Origin of the sequence: Sphingobium herbicidovorans (genome assembly GCF_002080435.1) — a bacterium.
Classification (GTDB): domain Bacteria; phylum Pseudomonadota; class Alphaproteobacteria; order Sphingomonadales; family Sphingomonadaceae; genus Sphingobium; species Sphingobium herbicidovorans.
The window spans coordinates 1966416-1989484 of record NZ_CP020538.1; the positions used below are offsets into that span (position 1 = coordinate 1966416).

Genomic DNA, 23069 nt, shown 5'->3' on the forward strand with positions numbered 1-23069 from the left:
CGGTGCGCATGGTTCAGCAGGGTTCAGTGGCGCCCATGGGCGCTTTTCACGGCTCCGTTCGCAGAAATTCGACATGGAAACGGACCTCGCCAAGCGGCTCGACGCGATGGAGGATTGTGGGTTCCACGACGCCTGGCGGTGTCTCTGTGGTGAGGGTTGCCGTTGATGGCGGTCTGCGCGGGTCGGTAACGATATAGCGCAGCTGGCCTTCCTCAACGTGGATCAATCCCCAGGTGCCATCCTTGGTGTGATGATCGTTCAGCAAACCTGCCGGTATGGTTTTCTCGGTGAAGGTCGGCGTGCGCTTATAGGGCGTGACCCCGTCAGGAAGGTGATCGATCATGCCTCATTCCTTTCGCGGTAGAATTGCACGCCAAGTTGCAGGCTTTCCGTAATCCGATCCGCCTTCTGCGGGAAAGCCGGTGCGGCGGCCCCTCCATCTATGCCGACGGACCCGGAGGGGAAATTTGGATGTTCTCCGCGATCCGCAAGGCGCTTGTCAGGCAGGCGGGTGACGACCAAGCCCAAGCTGAGCGGCAGTCAGTGCCCGATCGGATCGCCAGCCTGTGCCCGCGCGAGCTGGAAGTAATGGATGGACATATTTTGCGGTATCTTCATCATTGGGAGTCTCGAAGTCGGCATACCCATTCATGGAATGTTCGCTTCAGGGCCAGACGGAGCAGATCCGCTGTTTTTCTTGGCTTTATGCTTTGCAAGCAATTCGTCCAGTTCTGCTATACGGATACGCTCCGGGGTATCCTTTGCGAGGCCCTTCAGCCTGCATTCGGCCCACAGGCTGCGGCGTTCCGACTCCAACGCTTTCAGATACAAGTCGGCCATATTTTCTCCGAAAATTCGGGGGATGCTCAGTGTTGGTGCGCTGTCCTAAGCAACAGGTCCAAAGCGGTGGGCGGACTTCCCCGCAAGCCTGCCGGACGCGTGCTGGCACCCCAGCGCCAGCATCAACTAGCTATTTTCGGGCTTTGCGCGCAGCGTAACGCGCATCGCGCGCAGCCTTCATTTCCGCGGCGCTGGCGGGCGTCAGCCTGGCGGCCTTGAGTGCGGCTGCGGCCTCTGCGGCCGCCTGCTTTTCAGCTTCTGCCGCCAGCTCGGCCGCTTTGCGTTCTGCCTTTTGAGCTTTCGCCAAAGCAGCAGACTTAGCCTTGGCGGCCCGCTCGATTGCAATTGCTTGATCTTTCGCTTCGCTCGCCCGGCGTCGCTCCGCCATAATTGCCTCATCTACGGGCGGTTTGGCTCTCAATGCATTCAGAGCCTTCTGTTTGGCCGATTCTGCTGCGGCGATGCGGTCCTGGAACGAAGGAGCTTTATAAGAAGGCAATTTTTATCCTTGGAAATTTACTATCGATGGCGCGCGCTGCGCCGCAAAGGCAGGATCGCCTAGCGTTGTAGCGAAAGCTATTAACAGAAAACCTCCCTGATCTCAAGATCGCCAAATTGCATGGCGCTTCATGGTCACTGGTCTCCTGTAGTTTGGACCCGCAAACTTGCATAAGTATCGGGCGCTCTACCTATTCGGCAGTCGGCCAATTGCGCCACCGTGCTTCTCCTCCGCCGATCTGCAACATTTGCCTATGTCAGCGCTGACAACTGCAATGGACAGGATGTCGCTGTCGCTGTTATGCATGAGCTATGGACACTGACACATCTCACCGCCGGAGAGGCGGCGGCGTCACGCAGGAGGATGTAGGCCGCCTCGCCGGCGTGTCGGGAAAGACGGTAGCGCGGGTGATCGCCCGCGACCTGCACGTCAGCAAGGCGACGCGGGAGAAGGTGGAGGCGGCGATCCGCCAAACCGGCTTTCGCCCCAATTTCGCTGCCCGCTCGCTCGCGGCGGCCAGATCCTACCTCATCGCGATCTTCCTGCCCGACCACAGCTCGCTCTATCATGCCGACCTGTTCCGCGGCGCCGCGGCCGCGTGCGCCGCCACCGGCTATCATCTGCTGCTGGAGCAATATGATGCCGCGCAGGGCGGCTCGGCGCTCGACCGCTACGAACTCAGCCTGCGCCGGATGCGCTGCGACGGGGTCATCCTGCCGCCGCCCTTGTCGAACGACGGGCCGCTGATCGACCGGTTGACCGCCGACGCCATGCCGCATGTCCTGATCGCGCCCGCCACCGACGAAGGCCGCTCGCCCGCCGTCGTCGTGGACGAAGCCAGGGGCGTCGTCGCCCTGTTCGACCATCTCTGGTCGCTGGGGCTCCGGACATTCGGCCTGTGCGCGCCGCCGCCCAACCGCCCCTATCTGCAGGGCCGCAACGACATCTTCCTGCGCTGCCTCGCGGCCAAGGGCGCGGGCGACGCCATGGTAGCGCCGTTCGATTGGCAGGGGTCAGGCATGCTGTCCGGTCGCGCGGCGGCCGGGGCGCTGCTGCGGCAGCCGCGCACGCCCGATGCGATCTTCGCCTTCAACGACGAATATGCGCAAGGCGTCATGATCGGCGCCCAGGAACTGGGCTTCGTGGTGCCTGATGCGCTGTCCGTAGCCGGCTTCGACGACGGCGCTGCCGCGCAATTCGCCTGGCCGCCGCTGACCACGATCCGCCAGCCGCTCGACATGATGGCGGACAGGGCCGTACAACTGCTGATCGGCGGCGAGGAGCCCGGCCTCTGCCCGGTCGAACTGGTCGTCCGGCAGAGTACGGGACCAAAATCGCCCGGCTGTCTTCGATGATGGTAAATCAATGAGACCTGTCCCATCCCGCACGGCCGCCCACCGCGAGGGCATGACGCGCATCGCCGGCGGCAGCTTGGCCATGGGATCGGAGGCCTTCTGTCCCGAGGAGGCGCCCCTACGGCGGGTGCAGGCCATGGCTGACTTGCCGAATCCCAACAGTGTCAGGTCAGGGTCAGCGTCGTCTCCTTGAGATTGGTGGAGCTGTTGCCCGCGAGAATCTTGAACTCTCCAGGTTCGATGCGCCATTCCATGTTTCTGTCCCAAAAGCTGAACGCATCCGGCGCCAGATCGAACACGACCGTACGACGCTCTCCCTTGCCAAGGGTGATACGCCGGAATGCCTTCAGTTCCAGCGTCGCTCTTGGCGCCGATGCGATCATGTCACGGATATAGATCTGGACCACCTCATCGCCCTCGCGAGATCCCGTATTCGTTACATCGACCTCGACCCGGACAGTCTCCCCAGCCTTCAAGTTAGCGGCTGGCAGGCGCGGTTCCGACACTTCGAAGCTGGTGTAGCTGAGGCCGAAACCAAAGGGAAAAAGCGGAGCGCGCTTTCCTTCGACATAGGGCACTTTGTCCGCCGAGGGATGCCGATTATACCAGGCAGGCAATTCCCCGACGGACGCGGGAAAGGTAACCGGCAGCTTTCCGCCCGGATTGACCTTGCCAAACAGGACGTCAGCGACAGCATGACCACCCTGCTCGCCGGGATACCATGCCTCGATCAGCGCCGATGCGCCGTTCGCCAGCTTGCCGATGGTGAGCGGCCGACCATTGATGAGCACTGCGACGACGGGTTTGTCGCAACCCAGCACCGCTTCCACCAATGCGTCCTGATCGCCATATAGTCCCAGACTGTTGCGATCACCGGGCAGCGAACCTGTAACAGCTTCCCGCGTGACCGCCTCATTATCGCCCACGCAGAGTATAACCAGGTCGGCGCGTTTTGCGACGGCTACGGCGTCTGCAATGCGTCGTTCGTTATCAGCCGGCGGCACGGTGCGGATCATGACTGTTTCGGGGGCGCCTTCGCCGGGCTGCGTGATCCACACACCATCTGACTGCTCGATGACCACGCTCTTACCAACTGCTGCGCGGATTCCCTCCAGAACGCCAACCTCCTGGGCCGGCTCACCGGAATAGCCACCCCGCATAGCTTTCGTTGAGTTAGGCCCGATGATGGCGATCCGCCTGGGCTGCTTGGCGTCAAGGGGCAGCAGGCCGTCATTCTTAAGCAAAACCATGCTGCGTTGCGCGAGCCGGCGCGCCAGAGTGGGACCGGCAGGGTCCTTCAGTACGCGCGCGGCGCGGACCGGGTCGGCATATGGCCGCTCGAACAGGCCGGCTTCGAACTTCAGCGCCAGGACGCGGGAAACAGCGGCATCGATAACCGCTTCGCTGACCTTACCCTCGCGGACCAGTGGGGGAAGGTGGGCGTAACTTGCGCCTTCGGGCATGTCCACATCGACGCCGGCAGTGATCGCGAGAACGGCGGCATCGGCCGCCCCGGCGGCGATCCTGTGTACCGAAGCGAGTTCGCGAACGCCGTTATAGTCGCTGAAATAGGGACCGCCAAAGCTCATGAGCCCGCGCCCTGTCTGTTGCAGCAGTTCCGTGCTGGCGTGCGCCGGAACGCCCGCCACTTCATTGTACGCAGGCATGACAGCCGCCGCATGCGCAGCCTTGATCGCGTGCTGGAACGGCGGAAGGTAAATTTCGCGCAGCATCCTCTCCGACATGTCGGCAGGCCCAACGTTGAGGCCGTTCTGCGGCGTGCCGTGGACATAATGCTTGAGGACGGAGAAAATCCGATCGGATGCGATTGGCCGGGTGCGGCCCTGTAATCCGCGGACGGCAGCTGCGCCCATTTCGCCTACATGAAAGGGATCCTCGCCGAAAAATTCCTCGCTCCGGCCCCAACGGGGATCGCGCAGCAGATCGATCACAGGGCTCAATCCCAACGTGATCCCGCGAAGCCGCGCCTGCCGGCCCACCAGTGCAAACCCCTGTTCCACCAGTTCCGGATCCCAAGTCGCGCCGAGCCCGGTAGGCGTCGGCAACATGGTGGCATCCTTGACCGCCAGCCCGTGCGCCGTTTCTTCATGGAACAAGGCCGGAATGCCGAGCCGCGTCTGCTCGACCAGGAAACGCTGCACGGCGTTCAGGAAGGTGACGGCATCTTCGGAAGTGCGGAACCGGTTTTTGCCGAATTCTTTCAATCCAGCGTTATCGGAAGGACGGGCCAACTGGCCAATGCCATTCGGAAATGCTGCCTTTGCCTTTTCGGGGTCGAACGCTCCGGTCGCCGCATTGACCATCTTGCCCTTGCCGAACCAGATACACTGAAGCTGCGCGACCTTCTCCTCAAGTGTCATGCGCGACAAAAGATCGCGAATGCGATCCGCGACCGGCGCATTGGGGTCGCGGTAGGTCGCGCCAGCCACTGCGGCTGCCGCCGGTGCTGCCATGATGAGGAAGGTGGATCCGAGCAATGTGCGCCGGGTGAGCTGAATCTTGTGGTTCATGAATTTTCTTTTCTGTCCCAATGGATCAAATAGCGGGAGCGATCATTCTGCCGCTGGTGACACGCGCCAATATTGCTTGAGCCACTTTCGGGTATCTTGCCGTATCACGGCCTCTTCGGGCGCCGGACTGCCAAAGCCTGTTGCTTCAACGGACTGAGCTGCGATCCGGTTTTGGATCAGCCTGCTGAACCTCATTTCACTCGCCCGATATTGTGGGAAGGCCTTGTTAACAGAGGGTTGCGGCCGTCATCCATCCCACCCTCTACCCGTCTCTCTGTCTATTATTCGAACGCTTCGGTACTATTTGAGGGTGGTTGGGGCAATATTTTTCTATTGAGTGCGGGGACCGCCAGGTCACCTCTGCAAAACCTATGAATCCGCAGCCACCTCAAGCCTTGTTCCGCACCACACAGCGAAATCCGATATGGCTGGTGGAGGATTCTATCGCCTGCGCATGCCGCGCTGCTGGTCGGTAGCGCTGGCAATAGCTGGGCGCGCACAGATGAGATCCGCCCTTCAGCACCTTTCGCGGGATGGCGCTCATCGGGTCCAGACTTTCGTGCCGGGTCGGGCCGCGCGGGTTGGCGGGCACGCAGCAGCTGCCGCGCGCCTTCGCCTCCACCCGCGGCTGGGCGTACCAATCGGACGTCCACTCCCACACATTGCCGATCATGTCGTACAGGCCAAAGCCGTTCGCCGGATAGCTGCGCACGGGCGATGTTCTTTCCCACCCATCGTCCAGCGTGTTCGCGAAGGGAAAGGCGCCCTGCCAATAATTGGCCAACATCTCTCCTTCGGGCGCCAGCTCGCCGCCCCAGGCATAATCCTGCCCGTCCAGGCCGCCGCGCGCGGCATATTCCCACTCCGCCTCGGTCGGCAGCGATTTGCCCGCCCATTTGGCATAGGCCCGCGCATCTTCGAACGTGACATGGACCACCGGATGATCCTCCAGCCCATCGAGGCTGCTGCCCGGCCCATGCGGATGCCGCCAGTCCACGCCCAGGGCAAAGGTCCACCATTGGCTGTGGTCCTGAAGGTCCACCGGCCCCACCGTGCGCTGGAACAGCAGCGATCCCGGCTGCGCCAGTTCGATCGGCATGCCGGGATAATCCTTGGGATCGGGCGCAATCTCCGCGACCGTCCTGTGGCCGGTCGCCTCCACGAAGCGGGCGAATGCGCGATTGGTGACGGGCGTCTCGTCGATCCAGAAGCCGTCGACGCGCACCCGCCGCACCGGCGCTTCCTCGGGATAGAAATTTTCCGATCCCATCGCAAAAGCGCCGCCCTCCACCCAGCGCATGCCGCTGGTGTCCGGCTGCACGGTCCGCGATGCTCGCATCGACTTGTGCCTGGAAGAATGACGCATCGATGCTCCACATATTTTCCGCAACCGCCAGAGATAAGCAGCCCGCCCGCCACTTAAAGGCGGGGGACCCGCTCCTGTCCAGAAAACTGCGGCTTGGCGGTCCTACTGCTCCGGCTTCTCGGTGGACTGCTCGCCGGGCTTATTTTCCTGCAGCTTCCGCATCTCCGCCGCCAGCACGTCGACCCGGCTACGGCCCTGACCCAGGATCGGCATGTCCAGGAAGGCTTTGCCCTGCGCATGCAGCTTCTGCTTGAAGCTGCTGTCCGGTACAATATCGTCGAACCGATCGGCTCGGTTGGGCTCGACGAACCATTGCCGCGGGAAGGGTGCTGCGTCGGTCCCGCCGATCCTGCGCCGCACGCTGCCGATGGACATGCGACCGGTATAGGGAATGACATGCCGCCCGTCCCGGTCCGCCAGCTGCTTGTAAAGGGCCGAACGCAACTCGACCTTGGCGTTCACATAAGCCGGATCGTCGATCAGATTGTGCATCTCGTCCGGGTCCTTCGCCACATCATATAGCTCGTCCGTGTCGTAGATGCCGTAATATTGGATATATTTCAGGTCGCCGCGCTGGATGGCGAAGGTCCCAGGCGTCATCGAGAAAGACCATTCCCAATAATATTCATAGACGAAGTCGGGCGCCTTCCAATCCTTGGCCGTGACCTTGCCGGTGATCAGCGGCCAGGCACTTTGCCCTTCGAATTGCGGCGGGCGCTCGGCTCCCGCCAGGTCCAGGAAGGTCGGCGCATAGTCAAGGTTGCGCAGCCGGCCCGGATTGACAACGCCCGCCGGCACCGTGCCCGGTGCGACCATGATCATCGGCACCTTGACGGACGGCTCATAGGCGGTCCGCTTGTCGATCAGGCCATGCTCGCCGATCTGATAACCATTGTCGGACGTAAAAACGACCAGCGTGTCCTTCTCCAGCCCCTGCTTCTTCAGATAGGCCATGATCCGCCCCACACTGTCATCGACCGCCGACAGGGTGGCGTAATAATAGCGGAGGTAATCCTCCATCTTCATGTCGCTATTGTAGAAGAAGTCCACCCCGTGCCAGCTGTTGCGCTGGTTATAGACCCACATCGGCTTGCCCTTGTAATTTTCGGGCGTGTTCGCCGCGCTCGCGGGCAGCTTGAACTTCACCTTGTCATATTGATGCGCATAGCGGGGCGGGGGCAGCGGGTCGGAATGGACCGCCTTGTGGCTGAGATAGAGGAAGAAGGGCTTGTTGGCATCCCGCTCCTTCTGCAACCAGCTCATCGCATAGTCGGTCAACTCGTCGGTGATATAGCCCCGTTGCGGGACCCGCTTCCCATCGACGTTCAGCATGTTGACGCGGCCCTTGGCCACCTGGTCTGCCGGAATGGCCTCGGTCGGGTAATAATGGCCCTGACCGCTGAAGCTGATCCACTTGTCGAAGCCCGGCCGGGGCGCGTCGCTGTCCTGCCCCATATGCCATTTGCCGATGAACGCGGTCTGATAACCCACCTTCTGCAGATAGCTGGGGAAGTAGGTCAGGCCCTTTTCCGACGAGTTATTATTATCGACAACACCATGATTGCGGGCGGTCTGGCCCGTCAGGATGGTCGCGCGGCTGGGGCTGCAAAGCGATGATGTGACCACCGTGTTGGGGAAATAGGTCCCGCTCTTCGCCAGCTTGTCGATATTGGGCGTGCGGATCTGCGGCTGCAGAAAGCCCATGCCGTCATAGCGCAGGTCATCCAATATGATGAAGATGATGTTGCGGGGCCGCGTCTGGGACGCGTTCGTATCCTTGGCGATATGATCGGGGGAACTGTACCTGGCGCCCGCATCCGCGATCGGCAGGCAGAGCGCCCCAATCAGAGCAGCCGAGCCGATGATTTGCCGCCGTATCGAGCTCATCAAATCCTCCCTTGGATGATCATTACACCCGCCCGTACATCCATATGTCAGCGCTGACAATAGCGATGGACATTATTGATGTGGCATTTTTATGTATCGATCATGACCTAAGGCGCCCCTCTGTACCGTGCGCCGCTGGGCAGCTTGCGCGCCTCGAACCGAAGGGTCGCCAATGGCGTGGCCCATGCGCTAATTGGGACCGCTTAACGCTGAAGGGGGGTGGGTGACGGCAACTCCACTTTCAGGAATGGAGACGGCGGTAACCGGTCATCTTGGCGCAACTCGCTGCGGCTGCAATCGGTGGAAGCCTGATCTCGCTTCTCCGGCGCATGAAAGGGCCGTACTGACATTGCCCCGCTTGTCACGGTATCGCACGCCGATGCCCTTGCCAGCTTCCTTTGCCTTGTAGAGCGCCTGATCTGCCCTTAGCCGCAATTCAGCCGCCGTAGCGGCATCTTCTGGCAAACAGGCATAGCCAATGCTGGCGCCGATCCGCGCCATCATGCCGCCATGCAGCTCATAAGGGCGATGGGATATGGCGGCAATCAGGGCTTCCGCGAAGGGACCGACCTGCGCAGGAGACACGTCACGCATCACCACCATGAACTCATCGCCTCCCATTCGTCCAAGGAGGTTTTCGCCAGAAACAAGGGCCTGGATCCGTTGCGCCACTTTGATCAGGAGGAGATCGCCCGCCCCATGACCGTAGCTGTCGTTCACCTGTTTGAAGCCATCAAGGTCGATCGCCATCAGCGCCATCTTACGCTGCGCGTCAGGCTTGATGCGACTAAGTGCGGTATCCATCCCATGGCGATTGAGGATGCCGGTAAGTGAATCATGTTGGGCAAGGTGGAGATTTCGAGCCTGGGCCTCAAGGCTAAGCAATAACGCGCGGTGAAAAGACACGATGATCTGCATCGCTCCGATCAGGAATGGCGGTGTCATCACGACGAGGACGAGTAACCACGGATCATGAGAGGCAATGGCTCCTGCCACAAAAGGCAGGTCGAGCAGGAGTACGAGCAAGAAGGCGAAACGCGGGGCAGCGTAATTCCTGGAGCAGATGGGTCCGATGAGCGCCATGACCAGCGTTGCCGATAACACGCGCAATACGGAGTCTCCGCTCGACATGATGATGTATGTCGACAGCCCCTGAAGCGTGCACCAGAGGAGGGACAACAGCGCCGAGAGATCAATGGCGGGGACATATCCTGAATGTGCGCGAAGATGCGCTTGCCTCCATCTCCACTCCAGAAAGCGCGCCGCGGCAAGCGCCAGTTCGACAACAATCAGGACGCCGAAGAAGAAGTGGGCGGTTCGCAGGTAAGCGGTGGCCAAAACCATGAGAGCGCAAAATGAGCCCATGAGGGCGGCCAACGGAGCGTTCAGGAGCTGCCCAAGCAAAAACCCGCGGCCCGTGTCGTTCACGTTGCCGAGCGGCTTAAAAAACCAGGCGACAGTCGCGCTGCGCGTTATGAGCCTGCCGTGAGCAGCTTTCTGCATGGTGAAAATTCCCGGTGATTTATTCCCCGGAGTAGCAGGAACTCCCCTGCCATTTAGTAAACGGGTAACGAATCCAGAGCGGCGACGGCGGGTGGTGTGCGCTGGTCGCAGGACGATCCTTATGTTTTCGCCCGCATGTGTCTCACCGTCCCCTTTCGGCGGCGCCGGCATCTCCGGGATGAGCCGCGAAGGCGGCGGTTATGCGCTCGACCTGCTTCAGGGATTGCCCATGACCACATCAAGGTAGCACAACCACTTGCCATCGTCGCTCTTTCGCCAGACCGTCAAAAGACGACCATCGCGCGTTTGCTTTTGGCCGTCGGGCATTGCGAACGAAATGACGGACTTGCCGGTTACGTAGCCGACATTGCCATCGATGCTCAACGACACCGAGTCCGGCTTGAACTCGACGTGGAAACCGGGCGTCGCCACCAGCTTCGACACATAGCCGACCAACTGCTCCCGCCCCTGAGCCTGGGTTCCATCAGGCGCGATTATCGCGGCATCAGCGGTCATGCCGGCAATTCCGCGCGCCACGTCCTTGCTGTTGACATCAGTGATCCATTGCTCGCTGGCGGCTGTCAGCCGGCTGACCTCCGCCTCGTTGCTCGAAGACTGCCCAGAAGCGCCGGTGCTTGACTGCGCAGCACTGGCGCAAATCGATACCGAAATCAGCGGCAATATTGCCAGCCGCAGCCAATGGGAAAATTTGCTCATTCGATGCCCTCGCAAAAAATATCGAGCCAAATGTTTCGGGCGGCATCGCGACGACGATACTGCCGCGATGCCGCTCATCAGCCGGTTCTGGGAGCTTACTTCCGCTCGTAGACTGTCTTGCCACCGAATAGCGTCATATCGACCTTGGTCGCGGCGATCCTGTCAGGCGAGATATTGAACAGATTCTGGTCGAGTACGACAAGGTCTGCATCCTTCCCGACCTTGATGGACCCAATGCGGGCGTCGGCTCCCATCGCCCTGGCGGAATTGATCGTGTAGAACCGGATCATGGTTGCGACGTCGATTGCCTGCTCGGGCCAGAGCGCACCTGGTGCTGCGCCCCGCGGATTTCGGCGCGTGACCATGCCCTGCATGCCGTCCCACAGGCTTGAGAACTCGCCCGGCAACGTTTTCCAGTCCGTTCCACCCGCGACGACAACGCCATTTTCTGCAAAAGTCTTGAAGGGCCAGAAACGGTTGGCGCGCTTTTGGCCGATCACGGCCTCCGTGCCCGTCAGAATTGGCCCCGGATACCAGACCGTGGGCGACGCATCGACGGCAGCATTAAGGGCGGGCAACCTGGCAATATCAGAGTCGGCTATGTAGCCCGCGTGCGCCAGGGTATGGATCGGCCCGTTCGTCCCATTTGCGTTGCGCGCCGCTGCGATCGCGTCGAGCGCCATTCGCACCGCGCCATCGCCGGCCACGTGCATCTTCACCGATACCCCGCGGCGGTCGAGTTCCTTGACCAGCCGGGTCAATCGCTCCCCGCTTATCTTCGTCATCCCCCTGAAGTCGGATCCGTGCGCCTCATCGGGCAAGTAAGGGTCAATGAATTCGGCGGTGTGGCTGACCATGACTCCATCGACCATGATCTTCGCAAAGTTCATGTTGAGGAGCGCCGAGTTGGTTTCGGCCCGATCTGCGTAAATCTCATCGAGCGCAGGGCCATCCGGGTCGACAAGCATCGAAAGGGCGACGTGCGCTGTCAGACCTCCGCGCTTGTCCAGCAGACGATAGGCCCGCACGTCGGAAAATGTTCCGGGACTGTGCGTGACGCCTGCGTCGTTGAAGCCGGTGATGCCTTGGGAGTTCAAGAACCGAATGCCGACGGCCAGGGCGTCCGCTTCTGCCTCGACTGTCGGATTGGCATTCATCGCGGGTACGACGCGCTCGACGAGTTCGCCGGCGCGCTCAAGCATGAGACCGTTCAATTCGCCCGTTTTCGGATCGCGCCCGATCTTCCCGCTCTTTGGATCCGGAGTATCCTTTGTGATCCCCGCAAGAGCCAGAGCCTTGGAGTTGACCCAACGGTCATGAATGCTGTCATTGCGCAAAAGGACCGGGTGGTCGCCGCTGGCCTCGTCGAGCATTTTCAGCGCGGTTGCGTCGGACAGACGCCCGTACAGTCCGCTTCCCCAACTCTCGCCAAGAATCCAGTCGCCGGGCTTTGTCTCGGCTGCACATTTGCGAATGTTTGCGAGCAATGCTTCAAGGTCGCCATAAGCGGAAAAGTTGCAGGTATAGGTTTGCAGTTCAAACGCTGCTGCAGCGACATGCACGTGATTGTCGACAATTCCCGGCATCACCATCCGCCGCTTGAGATCGATGATCTTCGTTGCACGACCCTTCAGTCGATCGACCTGACGATTTGTCCCGACAGCAGCAATCTTACCGTCGCGCACCGCAACTGCCTCGGCCCATTTGCCTTCGGGTTCGACCAGATAGACCGACCCATTCCGAAGTATCAGGTCGGCGGGAGCCTCCCTGGCAACAGCGGCGCCAGCGGCACTCGTGAACAGGGAGGCCAAAATCACTGGCGCCGTTAGGATCGCGTTTTTCATGAATGCTCCTGCAATCTGTGCTCTGGCGCCGTTTTCACGGCGCCAGTTTTGGTCCCGCGAGTCAGTATCGCAGGGTTGAAGTCAGCCCGATCGTCCTTGGCCGAAAGCCGGAGAAGCGCGTCAGGAAAGTATTGTTTTGATTTTGCCCGTCCAGGATTGCCGTCGTATTGGTAAGATTGTCGATGAATAGGGACACATCGAACCTCGAAAGCTTTACACCCGCTCGCAAGGCGACGAAGTGGCTTTCCGCCGCCCCGAAATATTGCGGGATGAAGTTCAGGCCGTTGGTCGGGTTTGTCTGTGCAACATTCGCCGGTTCCTGGCTGGCGAACTGATAATCTACGCGCCCGTAGACTTCGGCGCTGTCGGAAACCTGGTGGCGATATTCGGCATTTGCCGAGATACGCCACGGCGAGCCCTGGATCCGGTCGCCCCGGCTGACTGCCGATTGCCCCGGGACAGGGCCTGCGGCAAAGACCGTGTCCTTGAACTCGCCATGAGTGTAACCCGCCGCAAGGCCCAGGTTCAATCCGGGCGCCGGGCTGGCCGACACTTCGAGGTCAAAGCCCTTGCTGACTGCTCGACCAAGGTTCGCAAGGAAGCCGCCACCGCAGCTGGCGAGGGTAACGAACTGCTGGATGTTGTTCCAGTTTACGTAGAACAGGCTTCCGTTAACCTGCAGCTTCCGGTCGAATAGTCGGTTCTTGCTACCGATTTCGTAGCTCCAGACCGTGTCGGAATCGTAGCGCGTCGGGTTTATGCCCGCCAATCCCAGGCTTGCCAGCTGCGGGCCGCACACCGCGAGTTGCCGGGCATTGGAGCCACCCACGCGGTAGCCCTTGCTGACCGAGGCATAGACGCTGGAATCGGGATCGAAGCGATACTCCAGCCCGAATTTCGGCGTGACAGGTGTTTCGGACTGTCGGCCTGAGTCATTGAAGGTTGGACCGGCGAACGGACCGCCAGTCGTGGTCTCGAAGGAAAACTTCGTGTTCGAAACGCGCAGGCCCACCGTGGTCGTCAATCCCGGAAGAACATCGAGATCCGCCTGCGCGAAGCCGGCGATCTGGGTATCCTTCGTCCGGAAGGGATCCTGGAAAAAGACGAGATCGCCTGCAGGGCTGCCAAAGAGACTGGCGATGAACGGATCGTAGGCGAACTGGGAAGCGTTCTGCCGCGTATTCTGGTAGAAAGCACCCGCTACCCACCGCAACTTTTGCGAGGGATCCGTCGACTGCAAACGCACTTCCTGGGTGAAGCTTCTTTGCGAATTGTCGAACAGGTTGGGCCCCTTGTTGCCCGGGATCGGGATGGGAGTGCCAAGTATGATGGCGCTGCCTTGAGCCGTGTAGTCGGCAATCGCGTTCTGATCGCGATGCAAATAGGAAGTTACCGAAACCAGCGAGACTTTCTCGCCCAGTTCCGCTGAAATATTGAGCGACGGTATGTAGAACTTGTCGGTGTTCGGCGAGGCAAGTTCATTGCCGCTGATATAGCGACCCTGTTTCGGCGATGAAAGGTAACCCCAATAGCTGTTGACGTCGTCGCTATGCTCTCTCTGGAAGTAGATCGACGGCGTGATCAGGATGCCTTCGGTCGGCGCCAGCGCAATGGCAAGGCGCCCGACAAATGCATTGCCTGTATTTACGTCCGTGTCCTGCACGGCGCCGGTCCGAGGATCAACCCGATCGATCCATCCTGCGGTTTTGCGATACCATGCGCTCGCCCGAATACCAACCTTGTCCTCGACAAGGGGACCGCCCGCCGCGGCGCCGATTTCGTACCCAACGCCACCGTACTTCGTTTGCGTTATCTCCGCACGTCCATAGGCTGAAAAGTCAGTCAGGCTTGGCGCTGGAGTGATGAAGCGGATCGTGCCCCCCTGGGAGCCCGCCCCAAACAAGGTGCCCTGAGGGCCGCGCAGCACTTCAACACGCTCGAGATCGAAGGTCAGCGGAAAGGGCGATCCGCCCGAGTAGCCCGCACGACGAACCTGCAAAGGAACATCGTCCAGGTAGATGCCCGTCGTGCTCGCACCACCGTTCGACCGAATGCCCCGGATGGAAATGTTGGTGAGCCCCTGCTGCCCGCCCCGGCTGAAGTTCAAGCCTGGAGTGAGACGGACGATGTCCTGGATGTCGCGCACGCCCTGCCGGTCAAGGGTCGCCTGGGTGAAGGCGCTAATGCTGATCGGCACCTTCTGGATACTTTCCCCGCGGCGCTGCGCCGTGACGACGATCTCGCCGACTGCGCCATTTTCAGGATCGTCTGGTTGTGCAGTCCCACCTTGGGATGCGGTTTGCGCCTGGCAGGCCGCAGAAAGCGCCATCAGCGAAACGACCGCCGCAAACGCTTGAACATGAGGCATCTTAGAAGCCATTTTTATCTCCCCGTTATTGCGTTCCACGCTCGCCCCTTTCCCCTGAACAGTTCTCAGCAGGCGTGATCTTTTCGTGGTTGCTTGATTTTCTGTGCAGCAAAGAAGCGCTTGTCAAAATGCGAGCGATGCAAGGCAGGGACGCAAAGGAAAATGCTCAAACATTTGGTTTTAATGGCGTTTTTTCCAAAGGCACGAATGGCGATTGCAAAGACTGGCACTGACAGACCAAAGTTTGGCAGTATCGTCCCAGAAAGCGGCCGATTGTGACTAGGGGAAACGGCCCAGTGCAGCAGACACCGGGCGTGGAGTACGGCACCGACATTGCCGAGGTGCTTCTGCCCGCTGTTTCTGGTTGAAATCAATACGCCGAATCGTCAGGCTGCGAAGATGTCGTGTCGCAACGTCCATTCGCCGCTCCAACGGCGCGAAAAGGTTCTGCAGCAGCTGGTCGGTCCCATCCGCCTCAATCTGCGTGGGCCGGGACAGGCGCGTTTCGACATCGAGAAACGCGATTGCGCCTCCAGTGCGCTCTTTGTTTCCAGATTGTCCAACGTGGCGGTTGTGCGAACACACAGAGATCTCAGGGAACGCTGGCACGGCGATGTCTTTGTCAATTTTCAAGCCAAAGGGAACCTCCACGCCTGTGAAGATGGCCATGCTTTCACGGTCAAACCTGGCGACGTAACATTGTTGGACCCGCTAACCTCCAATGTTTTCTGGGCAGACAGTGAGTCCTGCTTTCTTTCCCTATCGATCCCACGACACGAAATCGCCAGTGCCGGGCTGCCGATGCAGATCCCCGCCGGCTTGGTCATACCAGGAGATCAGGGAAAGGGAGTATTGCTCTCTACAATCGTCAGATCGTTTTTTACAACGCTGCACAAAATGGATGAAACAGCAGGAGCCGCCGGTCGCGGGATCATATTACAGCTCATTCGTGAAGGACTCGAGGAGCAATGGTCCTCGAATATATCTGATGACGCGCTGCTGCTTGACAGAATGTGCTGCTGGGTCAAATCACGACTGCTCATCCAGAAGATAACAGTCGATGAGTTGGCAAAGAATTTCGGTATATCCGTGCGGTCTTTGTACAGACTATTTCAACGGAACAGCACTTCTCCGCAGTTATGGTTGCAAAATATTCAACTCGAAGTCGCTAGAGAAATTCTTAGATCAAATAATGCGCACATAGCAAAAATCGCCCATGATGTCGGCTTTAAAGATGCCTCACATTTTACAAGGCTCTTTAAAAAAGCCTATGGTGATACTCCTATTTCATTGAAGTCAAAGAACAATCAAGCTGTCGAAATTCATGCGGAACCTGGCAGTCTTCGGTCGTCCCATCGCCACCGGGAACGTCATGGTGGTTGGCACTAGGTTTCGTGGACAATGGGTATCCATAGCAACGCTGAAGCGATTCTGACGAAAGCCGAGGTAGGATTCCCTGGTTTTGTCGTAGCGGGAAGCAATAGGCCGCCAGTTCTTTAGCTGTTTAACAGCCGCTCGACGAGATTTCGCCAGCGGCATATTTCGCGGTCGTGCGGGATGGGTTCGCGTCGGGTGCTATTGGCCGGGATGACGGCTTCGACTTCCGCCTTCGCCAGTTCCGCGCGGAAAACATCGGCGTCATAGCCTCTGTCGGCCAGCAGCGCCTCGATCATGCGGAACAGCGGGCCGAAGCCCTGGATGTCGTGGGCCCGCCGGTGTCAGGGCAAAGCCGAGTGGGCGGCCTTTGGCGTCGCACCGTGCGTGGAGTGGTGCTGAAGCCGCCATGCGAGATTTGCGAAGAAAAACTGGAGCGGGCGAAGGGATTCGAACCCTCGACCCCAACCTTGGCAAGGTTGTGCTCTACCCCTGAGCTACGCCCGCTCTGGCGGCCGGAGGATGTCCCTCTCGGCGGGTGAGGCGGGCAACTAGCAGCGGTTATTCACCTGGGCAAGGGAGAAATGGCCGTCGGCGCAAATTTCTTCATTCGCGGTCCCGCGCGGCGCTTGGGCGCTTTTCGGCTTGGCGCGGCGGGTTGGGCTGTTAGTCTGCGGCCTTCAACTTTTCCGGCGGGTCCGGGATCATCTTGGTCTGTGTTGCGTCATATGATCCGGGCCAGCAGCAGGAGGTGGAGCTTTGACGTCCGATAATCTGACACGCCGTGGCCTGTTGCAGGGAAGCGCCGCTGCGGCTGCGGCGCTTCCTTCGCTGGGCGAGGCGCGGGCTGCGCCGCGCCGCCAGCCGCCATCAAGCAAGGGAGAGCCCATGGCTGCCGTGGAATTGACCGTGAATGGCCGGGACGTGCATCTGCAGATCGATACGCGGACGACGCTGCTGGACGCGCTGCGCGAACATCTGCACCTGACCGGCACCAAGAAGGGCTGCGATCACGGCCAGTGCGGCGCGTGCACGGTCATTGTCGAAGGACGGCGGATCAACAGCTGCCTGACGCTGGCCGTCATGCACGAAGGGGATTCGATCACCACGATCGAAGGCCTGGGCACGCCGGAAAAGCTGCATCCGATGCAGCGCGCCTTCATCACCCATGATGGCTATCAATGCGGCTATTGCACGCCGGGGCAGATCTGTTCAGCGGTGGCCATGCTCGATGAACTGGATGCTGGCATCCCAAGCCATGTGACCGACGATCTCGAGAAGGTCGATTTGTCGGACGCGGAACTGCGGGAGCGGATGAGCGGCAATATCTGCCGCTGCGCCGCCTATCCCAACATCATCGCCGCCATTCGCGATGTCGCGGGGGAAAAGGCGTGAGACCGTTCAGCTATACCCGCGCCACCAGCCCTGAAGAAGCGGCAAAGGCTGCGGCCGCCACGCCGGGCGCACGCTTCATTGCCGGCGGCACCAATTTGCTCGACCTCATGAAGCTGCAGATCGAAACGCCTGCCCATCTGATCGATGTCAACCGCCTGGGCCTTGATCGTATCGAACGCACGGCGGAGGGCGGGCTGAAGATCGGCGCCCTGGTGCGCAATACGGATCTCGCGGCCGACAGGACGGTGCGCCGCGATTATGCGGTGTTGAGCCGCGCGCTGCTGGCCGGGGCATCGGGACAGTTGCGAAACAAGGCGACGACCGCGGGCAATCTGCTCCAGCGTACCCGCTGCCCCTATTTCTACGACACGCGCATGCCGTGCAACAAAAGGCGTCCGGGCAGCGGGTGCGGCGCATTGCAGGGGATCAACCGCAGCCTGGCGATCATCGGCACGAGCGACGCCTGCATTGCCCAGCACCCATCCGACATGGCGGTGGCGATGCGGCTGCTGGATGCGACGGTCGATACGGTGGGCGCGGATGGCGCGCGGCGGTCCATCCCGATTGCGGACTTCCACCTTTTGCCCGGCGATACCCCCAATGTGGAACATGCGTTGAAGCCCGGCGAACTGATTACATCGGTCACCTTGCCGCGACCGCTGGGCGGGGCCCATGTCTATCGCAAGGTGCGCGACCGCAGCTCCTACGCCTTCGCGCTGGTGTCGGTGGCGGCGGTGTTCGGCAAGGATGGCGCGGCGCGCTTCGCCTTTGGCGGTCTCGCGCCCAAGCCCTGGCGGGTCGCAGAGGCCGATGCGGCGGCATCTGCTGGCGCGGCGGCGGTGGCGGAGGCGGCGATGGCGGGCGCAAGGCCCACGACGCAAAACGCCTTCAAACAGGGCCTGACCGCCCGGACGCTCGCATCCATTTTCCGGCAGAAGGAGGCCCGGTCGTGAAGTTCGACACGCCTGCCACCAGCAATCCCATCGATCGCGGCCGCGTCGTCGGCCTTCCTCATGATCGCATCGACGGACCGGCGAAGGTCACTGGCACCGCGCCCTATGCCTATGAACGTCATGACGCAGCGCCCAATGCCGCCTATGGATGGATCGTGGGATCGGCCATCGCCAAGGGGCGGATCGGGGCCATGGACCTGCGCGCGGCGGAAGCTGCTCCGGGCGTGCTCGCCATCATCACGCATCAGAATGCGGGACAACTGGGCAAAGGCGACATGAACACCGCCCACTTGCTGGGCGGCCCGCAAATCGAACATTTTGAGCAGGCCGTCGCGGTGGTGATCGCCGACACGCTTGAAAATGCGCGCGATGCGGCGGGGCAGTTGCGCATCGACTATATCCCGGAACGGGGTCGTTTCGACCTGGCGGCTGAACGCAGCAAGGCGGCTGTGCCGAAAGGGGGGTTCGGTGGCGAGCCGGACAGCAAGGCGGGGGATTTCGAGGGCGCATTCGCCAAGGCCGCCGTTCGGATCGACCGACACTACACCACGCCGGACCAGAGCCATGCGATGCTGGAGCCGCATGCTACCACAGCGGCATGGAATGGCGACAAACTGACGCTCTGGACCTCCAACCAGATGGTCGCATGGGCTGTCGGGGAAATGGCCAAAACGCTGAAGATTCCGAAGGCCAATATCCGGGTCGTCGCGCCCTATATCGGCGGCGGCTTTGGCGCCAAGCTGTTCCTGCGGGCTGACGCGCTGCTCGCGGCGCTGGGCGCCCGGGCGGTGGGACGGCCGGTCAAGGTCGCGATCGCCCGGCCGCAGATACCCAATAACAGCACGCATCGTCCTGCGACCATCCAGCGCATTCGCCTGGGCGCTAGCCGCGATGGCATCATAGATGCGGTTGGCCACGAATCCTGGTCCGGCGACCTTCCCGGCGGCAGCCCTGAAATCGCGGCCCAGCAGACACGGCAACTATATCGTGGCGCGCACCGGATGACCACGCACCGCCTGACGACGCTCGACCTGCCCGAAGGCAACGCCATGCGCGCTCCGGGCGAAGCGGTGGGCATGCTCGCGCTGGAAATCGCGATGGATGAACTGGCGGAGGCTTGCGGGATCGATCCGGTCGAACTGCGCATCCGCAACGATGTGCAATATGATCCGGAGGCCGGACCGGAACGGCCTTTTTCAAGCCGCAAATTCGTCGAATGCCTGCGCGAAGGGGCGCAGCGTTTCGGCTGGGACCGGCGCAATCCCCGGCCGGGGCAGGTGCGCGACGGCCGCTGGCTGATCGGCATGGGGATGGCTGCTGCTTTTCGCGGCAATCTGGTCCTGGCTTCCGGCGCGCGGGTGGGCGTTGATATGCGCGGCCATGTGACAGTTGAAACCGACATGACCGATATCGGCACGGGCAGCTACACGATCATCGGCCAGACCGCCGCGGAAATGCTGGGCGTGCCGCTCGACGCCGTGACGGTGCGGCTGGGCGACAGCCGTTATCCTGTCTCGGCCGGCTCGGGCGGACAGTTCGGCGCGAACAGCTCGACCGCAGGCGTCTATGCCGCCTGCGTCGCGCTGCGCGCCAAACTCGCCGAAGCGGCCGGGTTTCCTGCCGATCAGGCGCTGTTCGAGGACGGGCTGGTGCGGCTTGGCAACCAGTCGAAGAAACTGGGCGCGATGGCGGGACGCGATGGTTTGTGGGCCGAGGACCGGATCGAGTTCGGGGATCTTACCCAACGCTATGCGCAGGCGACGTTCGGCGCGCATTTCTGCGAGGTGGGCGTGGATATCGACACGGCGGAAGTACGCATCTGCCGCATGGGCGGAGCCTTCGCCGCCGGGCGCATCCTCAATCCCAAATCGGCGCGCAGCCAGGTCATCGGCGCAATGACCATGGGCGTGGGCGCGGCATTGATGGAGGAATTGGCCGTCGACACCCGCTTCGGCTTCTTCGTCAATCATGACATGGCCGAATATATGGTGCCGGTGCATGCCGACATTCCCGAACAGGATGTGCTTTTCATCGAAGAGTTGGATGACAAAAGCTCGCCGATGAAGGCCAAGGGCGTGGGTGAACTGGGCATTTGCGGCGTCGGGGCGGCGGTGGCCAACGCCATCTACAATGCCACGGGGGTAAGGATCAGGGACTATCCGATCACCATCGACAAGATGCTGGCGGCAGTGGACGGTTCGGCGCTCGCCTGATTGCAGGCCTTCGCCAACGGCCCGTCATCTCATTGTCAGCATGACAGCGGACGATTAAGCGGGGGCGCATGAAAAAATGTGCGCCCCTGTTGTTTCCCGCCCTGCTGCCCTCGCTTGCAGCCGCCCAGCCCGCACTGAATGACGGGCCAGAGGCGCGCATTGTCATCACCGGCGCGGGTTTGCCCCTGCCGCCCGGCACGCCCGCCTACGGTTCGGTAGTCATCGAGCGTGAGCGGATCGTAAACAGTGCGTCCGGGCGACTGGAAAACATCCTCGGCGATGTCGCGGGCTTTCAGCAGTTCCGCCGGTCGGACAGCCGTTCGGCCAACCCCTCCGCGCAAGGGGCGACTCTGCGTGCGCTTGGCGGCAATGCGTCCAGCCGGACGCTGCTGCTGCTCGACGGCGTGCCGATGGCCGATCCCTTCTTTGGCTATATCCCGTTCAGCGCGCTGGCGCCCGATCGCCTGTCGGGCATCCGCGTGACGCGCGGCGGCGGGGCAGGGGCGTTCGGCGCGGGCGCTGTCGCCGGGACCATCGAACTGGCCAGCGCCACGCGCGATCAACTGCCGCTCGTCGCCGCCAGCGCGCTGTACGGCAGCCGCGACGCCAGCGAATTGTCCGCCAGCTTTTCTCCTGACCTTGGAAGCGGTTACGTCTCGCTGTCGGGCCGCTGGGACCGGGGCGACGGATTTCAAACGACGCCAGCCGATCAGCGCGTCGCCGCCACCGTGCCCGCTGCTTATGATGGCTGGTCGGCCAATCTGCGCGCTGTCGCACCCATTTCGGCCAATTCGGAAGTGCAGTTCCGCGCCACCCTGTTCCGGGACGAACGCACGCTGCGCTTTCGGGGCGCGGACAGCATGAGCGAAGGGCAGGACGCCAGCATCCGCTATGTGTCGCGCGGGCGCTGGCAAGTGGATGCGCTTGCCTATCTGCAGGCCCGCAACTTCACCAACATCGTGGTTTCCTCCACCCCGCCTTCCCGCAAGTCGCTCGACCAGCGCGCCACGCCGTCGACCGGCCTTGGCGGCAAGATCGAACTGCGCCCGCCGGTCGGCAGCGACCATGTGCTGCGGGTCGGTGCTGACGCCCGCTTCGCCAGCGGCGACATGTTTGAAAATGCCTATAATGCAGTCGATCCCGCTAATCCGGTGACCGCGCGCCGCCACGCCGGGGGCAGGCAACTGACGACCGGCTTCTTTGCCGAGGATGACTGGACGATCGGCCGGCTGGTGCTGACGGCGGGCGCAAGGGCCGACCGCTGGTCGATCAGCGACGGCTTCTTCCGCGCAGATGCAGCCATTTCGTCGGACAATCGCTTCCCCGACCGCAGCGGATGGGAATATTCCGGGCGGGCGGGGGCGCTCTACCGGATAGACGATGGCGTCGCGCTGCGCGCGGCGGCCTATACAGGTTTCCGCCTGCCGACCCTCAACGAACTATACCGGCCTTTCGTGATCGCGTCCCCCGCCTCAATGGTAACGACGCGGGCAAATCCGGCGCTGACCAATGAAAAGCTGAAAGGGGTTGAGGCAGGCATCGACCTTTCTCCCATCTCTGGAGTGACGCTGGCCGCGACCGCCTTTTACAACCGCCTGGATGGCGCGATCGGTAACGTGACGACCAGTTCATCGGTGGTGGGCGGACGCAGGATGATCGTGCGTGAAAGGCGGAATATCGACCGGATCGTCGCCAAGGGCATTGAACTGACCGCGTCCGCGCGAGCGAACGATTTCCAGTTGAGCGCATCCTATGCCTACAGCCACAGCAGCGTCCGTGCGCCGGTTGAGGATTTCGACGGCCTCACGCCTGCCCAAAGTCCCCGGCATGCCGCCAGCGCCACGCTGGCCTGGCAACCCGTCAGCGGGCCGATGCTGTCCACGACGCTGCGCTATGTGTCACGGCAATTTGAAGATGACCTGCAAACCGATGTTCTGCCCGAAGCGTTGACGGTCGATGCGGTGGCGCGCATTCCGCTCGCACGCGGCCTCACCTTTGTCGCGCGCGGCGAAAATCTGTTCGACGAAGAAGTGGTGACGCGCAACGCGGGAGGCTCGATGGATCTCGGCACGCCGCGAACCCTGTGGGTCGGCTTCGCCCTTGCGCGCTGAATTATGTGCTTCTTGCTCCACTTTAAAGAGGGCGCATGCGCCATTTGCTACAGCGGCGGCGACTATCCGTCCTGAGGCTGTGTGCGCGTATTTTCCGACGAACCCCTTTCGCA

The 23069-nt window shown here is 61.5% G+C and carries 18 protein-coding genes and 1 tRNA gene; 7 read left to right on the forward strand and 12 right to left on the reverse strand.

Features of this window, described 5'->3' with window-relative positions:
* Positions 1-46 precede the first annotated feature (46 nt).
* The 3 genes from B6S01_RS09515 to B6S01_RS09530 all read right to left on the reverse strand — a co-directional run bounded on the left by B6S01_RS09515 (position 47) and on the right by B6S01_RS09530 (position 1339).
* Entirely contained in the window at positions 47-343 is a 297-nt protein-coding gene (locus B6S01_RS09515; protein ID WP_037462939.1) for a DUF1971 domain-containing protein, read from the reverse strand.
* Between the two features lie 305 nt (positions 344-648).
* On the reverse strand, positions 649-840 hold the full coding sequence (locus tag B6S01_RS09525; protein WP_037462936.1) for a hypothetical protein: 192 nt from the start codon (positions 838-840) through the stop codon (positions 649-651).
* 130 nt (positions 841-970) lie between these two features.
* Positions 971-1339 carry a DUF6481 family protein gene (locus B6S01_RS09530; protein WP_037462934.1) on the reverse strand — a complete coding sequence of 123 codons (369 nt, stop codon included), beginning with the start codon at positions 1337-1339 and terminating at the stop codon, positions 971-973.
* A gap of 311 nt (positions 1340-1650) precedes the next feature.
* Between B6S01_RS09530 and B6S01_RS09535 the strand changes: the two genes are divergently transcribed.
* Positions 1651-2694, forward strand: coding sequence for a LacI family DNA-binding transcriptional regulator (locus tag B6S01_RS09535; RefSeq protein WP_051908032.1), 1044 nt, complete (start codon positions 1651-1653; stop codon positions 2692-2694).
* Positions 2695-2858: 164 nt separating this feature from the next.
* Here B6S01_RS09535 and B6S01_RS09540 read toward each other — a convergent pair whose 3' ends face one another.
* From B6S01_RS09540 to B6S01_RS09570, 7 genes are all read right to left on the reverse strand, one after another.
* On the reverse strand, positions 2859-5225 hold the full coding sequence (locus B6S01_RS09540; RefSeq protein WP_037462933.1) for a glycoside hydrolase family 3 N-terminal domain-containing protein: 2367 nt from the start codon (positions 5223-5225) through the stop codon (positions 2859-2861).
* Positions 5226-5613: 388 nt separating this feature from the next.
* Positions 5614-6525, reverse strand: a complete 912-nt coding sequence (locus B6S01_RS09545) for a formylglycine-generating enzyme family protein (RefSeq protein ID WP_037462998.1) — start codon at positions 6523-6525, stop codon at positions 5614-5616.
* Positions 6526-6693: 168 nt separating this feature from the next.
* A complete protein-coding gene (locus B6S01_RS09550; protein ID WP_081570358.1) occupies positions 6694-8478 on the reverse strand; it encodes a sulfatase family protein in 1785 nt (594 codons plus the stop codon).
* 267 nt (positions 8479-8745) lie between these two features.
* Positions 8746-9981, reverse strand: coding sequence for a GGDEF domain-containing protein (locus tag B6S01_RS09555; protein WP_051908030.1), 1236 nt, complete (start codon positions 9979-9981; stop codon positions 8746-8748).
* Between the two features lie 216 nt (positions 9982-10197).
* On the reverse strand, positions 10198-10776 hold the full coding sequence (locus tag B6S01_RS09560) for a YybH family protein (protein ID WP_081570359.1): 579 nt from the start codon (positions 10774-10776) through the stop codon (positions 10198-10200).
* Between the two features lie 17 nt (positions 10777-10793).
* Positions 10794-12542: an amidohydrolase gene (locus B6S01_RS09565; protein WP_051908028.1), complete on the reverse strand. Its 1749-nt coding sequence runs from the start codon at positions 12540-12542 to the stop codon at positions 10794-10796.
* 61 nt (positions 12543-12603) lie between these two features.
* The gene (locus tag B6S01_RS09570; RefSeq protein ID WP_081875938.1) at positions 12604-14949 is read right to left on the reverse strand and encodes a TonB-dependent receptor; all 2346 of its coding nucleotides are present in this window, start codon (positions 14947-14949) and stop codon (positions 12604-12606) included.
* A 50-nt stretch (positions 14950-14999) separates the two neighbouring features.
* Between B6S01_RS09570 and B6S01_RS21030 the strand changes: the two genes are divergently transcribed.
* Together B6S01_RS21030 and B6S01_RS09575 are read left to right on the forward strand one after the other, a co-directional pair.
* Positions 15000-15143, forward strand: a complete 144-nt coding sequence (locus tag B6S01_RS21030) for a hypothetical protein (RefSeq protein ID WP_156103317.1) — start codon at positions 15000-15002, stop codon at positions 15141-15143.
* Between the two features lie 166 nt (positions 15144-15309).
* Positions 15310-16299: an AraC family transcriptional regulator gene (locus B6S01_RS09575; protein ID WP_037462930.1), complete on the forward strand. Its 990-nt coding sequence runs from the start codon at positions 15310-15312 to the stop codon at positions 16297-16299.
* Between the two features lie 107 nt (positions 16300-16406).
* On the opposite strand, the gene B6S01_RS21035 is transcribed toward B6S01_RS09575, so the two are convergent.
* Complete coding sequence (locus B6S01_RS21035; protein WP_156103316.1) at positions 16407-16583, reverse strand: transposase; 177 nt, start codon at positions 16581-16583, stop codon at positions 16407-16409.
* Positions 16584-16716: 133 nt separating this feature from the next.
* Positions 16717-16791 (reverse strand) — tRNA-Gly (locus B6S01_RS09585).
* A gap of 252 nt (positions 16792-17043) precedes the next feature.
* Here B6S01_RS09585 and paoA point away from each other — a divergent pair.
* The 4 genes from paoA (at position 17044) to B6S01_RS09605 (ending at position 22956) form a co-directional block, all read left to right on the forward strand.
* Positions 17044-17679 carry an aldehyde dehydrogenase iron-sulfur subunit PaoA gene (gene paoA, locus B6S01_RS09590; RefSeq protein WP_037462929.1) on the forward strand — a complete coding sequence of 212 codons (636 nt, stop codon included), beginning with the start codon at positions 17044-17046 and terminating at the stop codon, positions 17677-17679.
* Complete coding sequence (locus B6S01_RS09595; protein ID WP_037462928.1) at positions 17676-18632, forward strand: FAD binding domain-containing protein; 957 nt, start codon at positions 17676-17678, stop codon at positions 18630-18632. The genes paoA and B6S01_RS09595 overlap by 4 nt, the downstream gene beginning before the upstream one ends.
* Positions 18629-20845: an aldehyde oxidoreductase molybdenum-binding subunit PaoC gene (gene paoC / locus B6S01_RS09600; RefSeq protein ID WP_037462927.1), complete on the forward strand. Its 2217-nt coding sequence runs from the start codon at positions 18629-18631 to the stop codon at positions 20843-20845. Before B6S01_RS09595 ends, paoC begins: the two co-directional genes overlap by 4 nt.
* A 68-nt stretch (positions 20846-20913) precedes the next feature.
* Entirely contained in the window at positions 20914-22956 is a 2043-nt protein-coding gene (locus tag B6S01_RS09605; RefSeq protein ID WP_037462925.1) for a TonB-dependent receptor, read from the forward strand.
* The last annotated feature ends 113 nt before the right edge of the window (positions 22957-23069 follow it).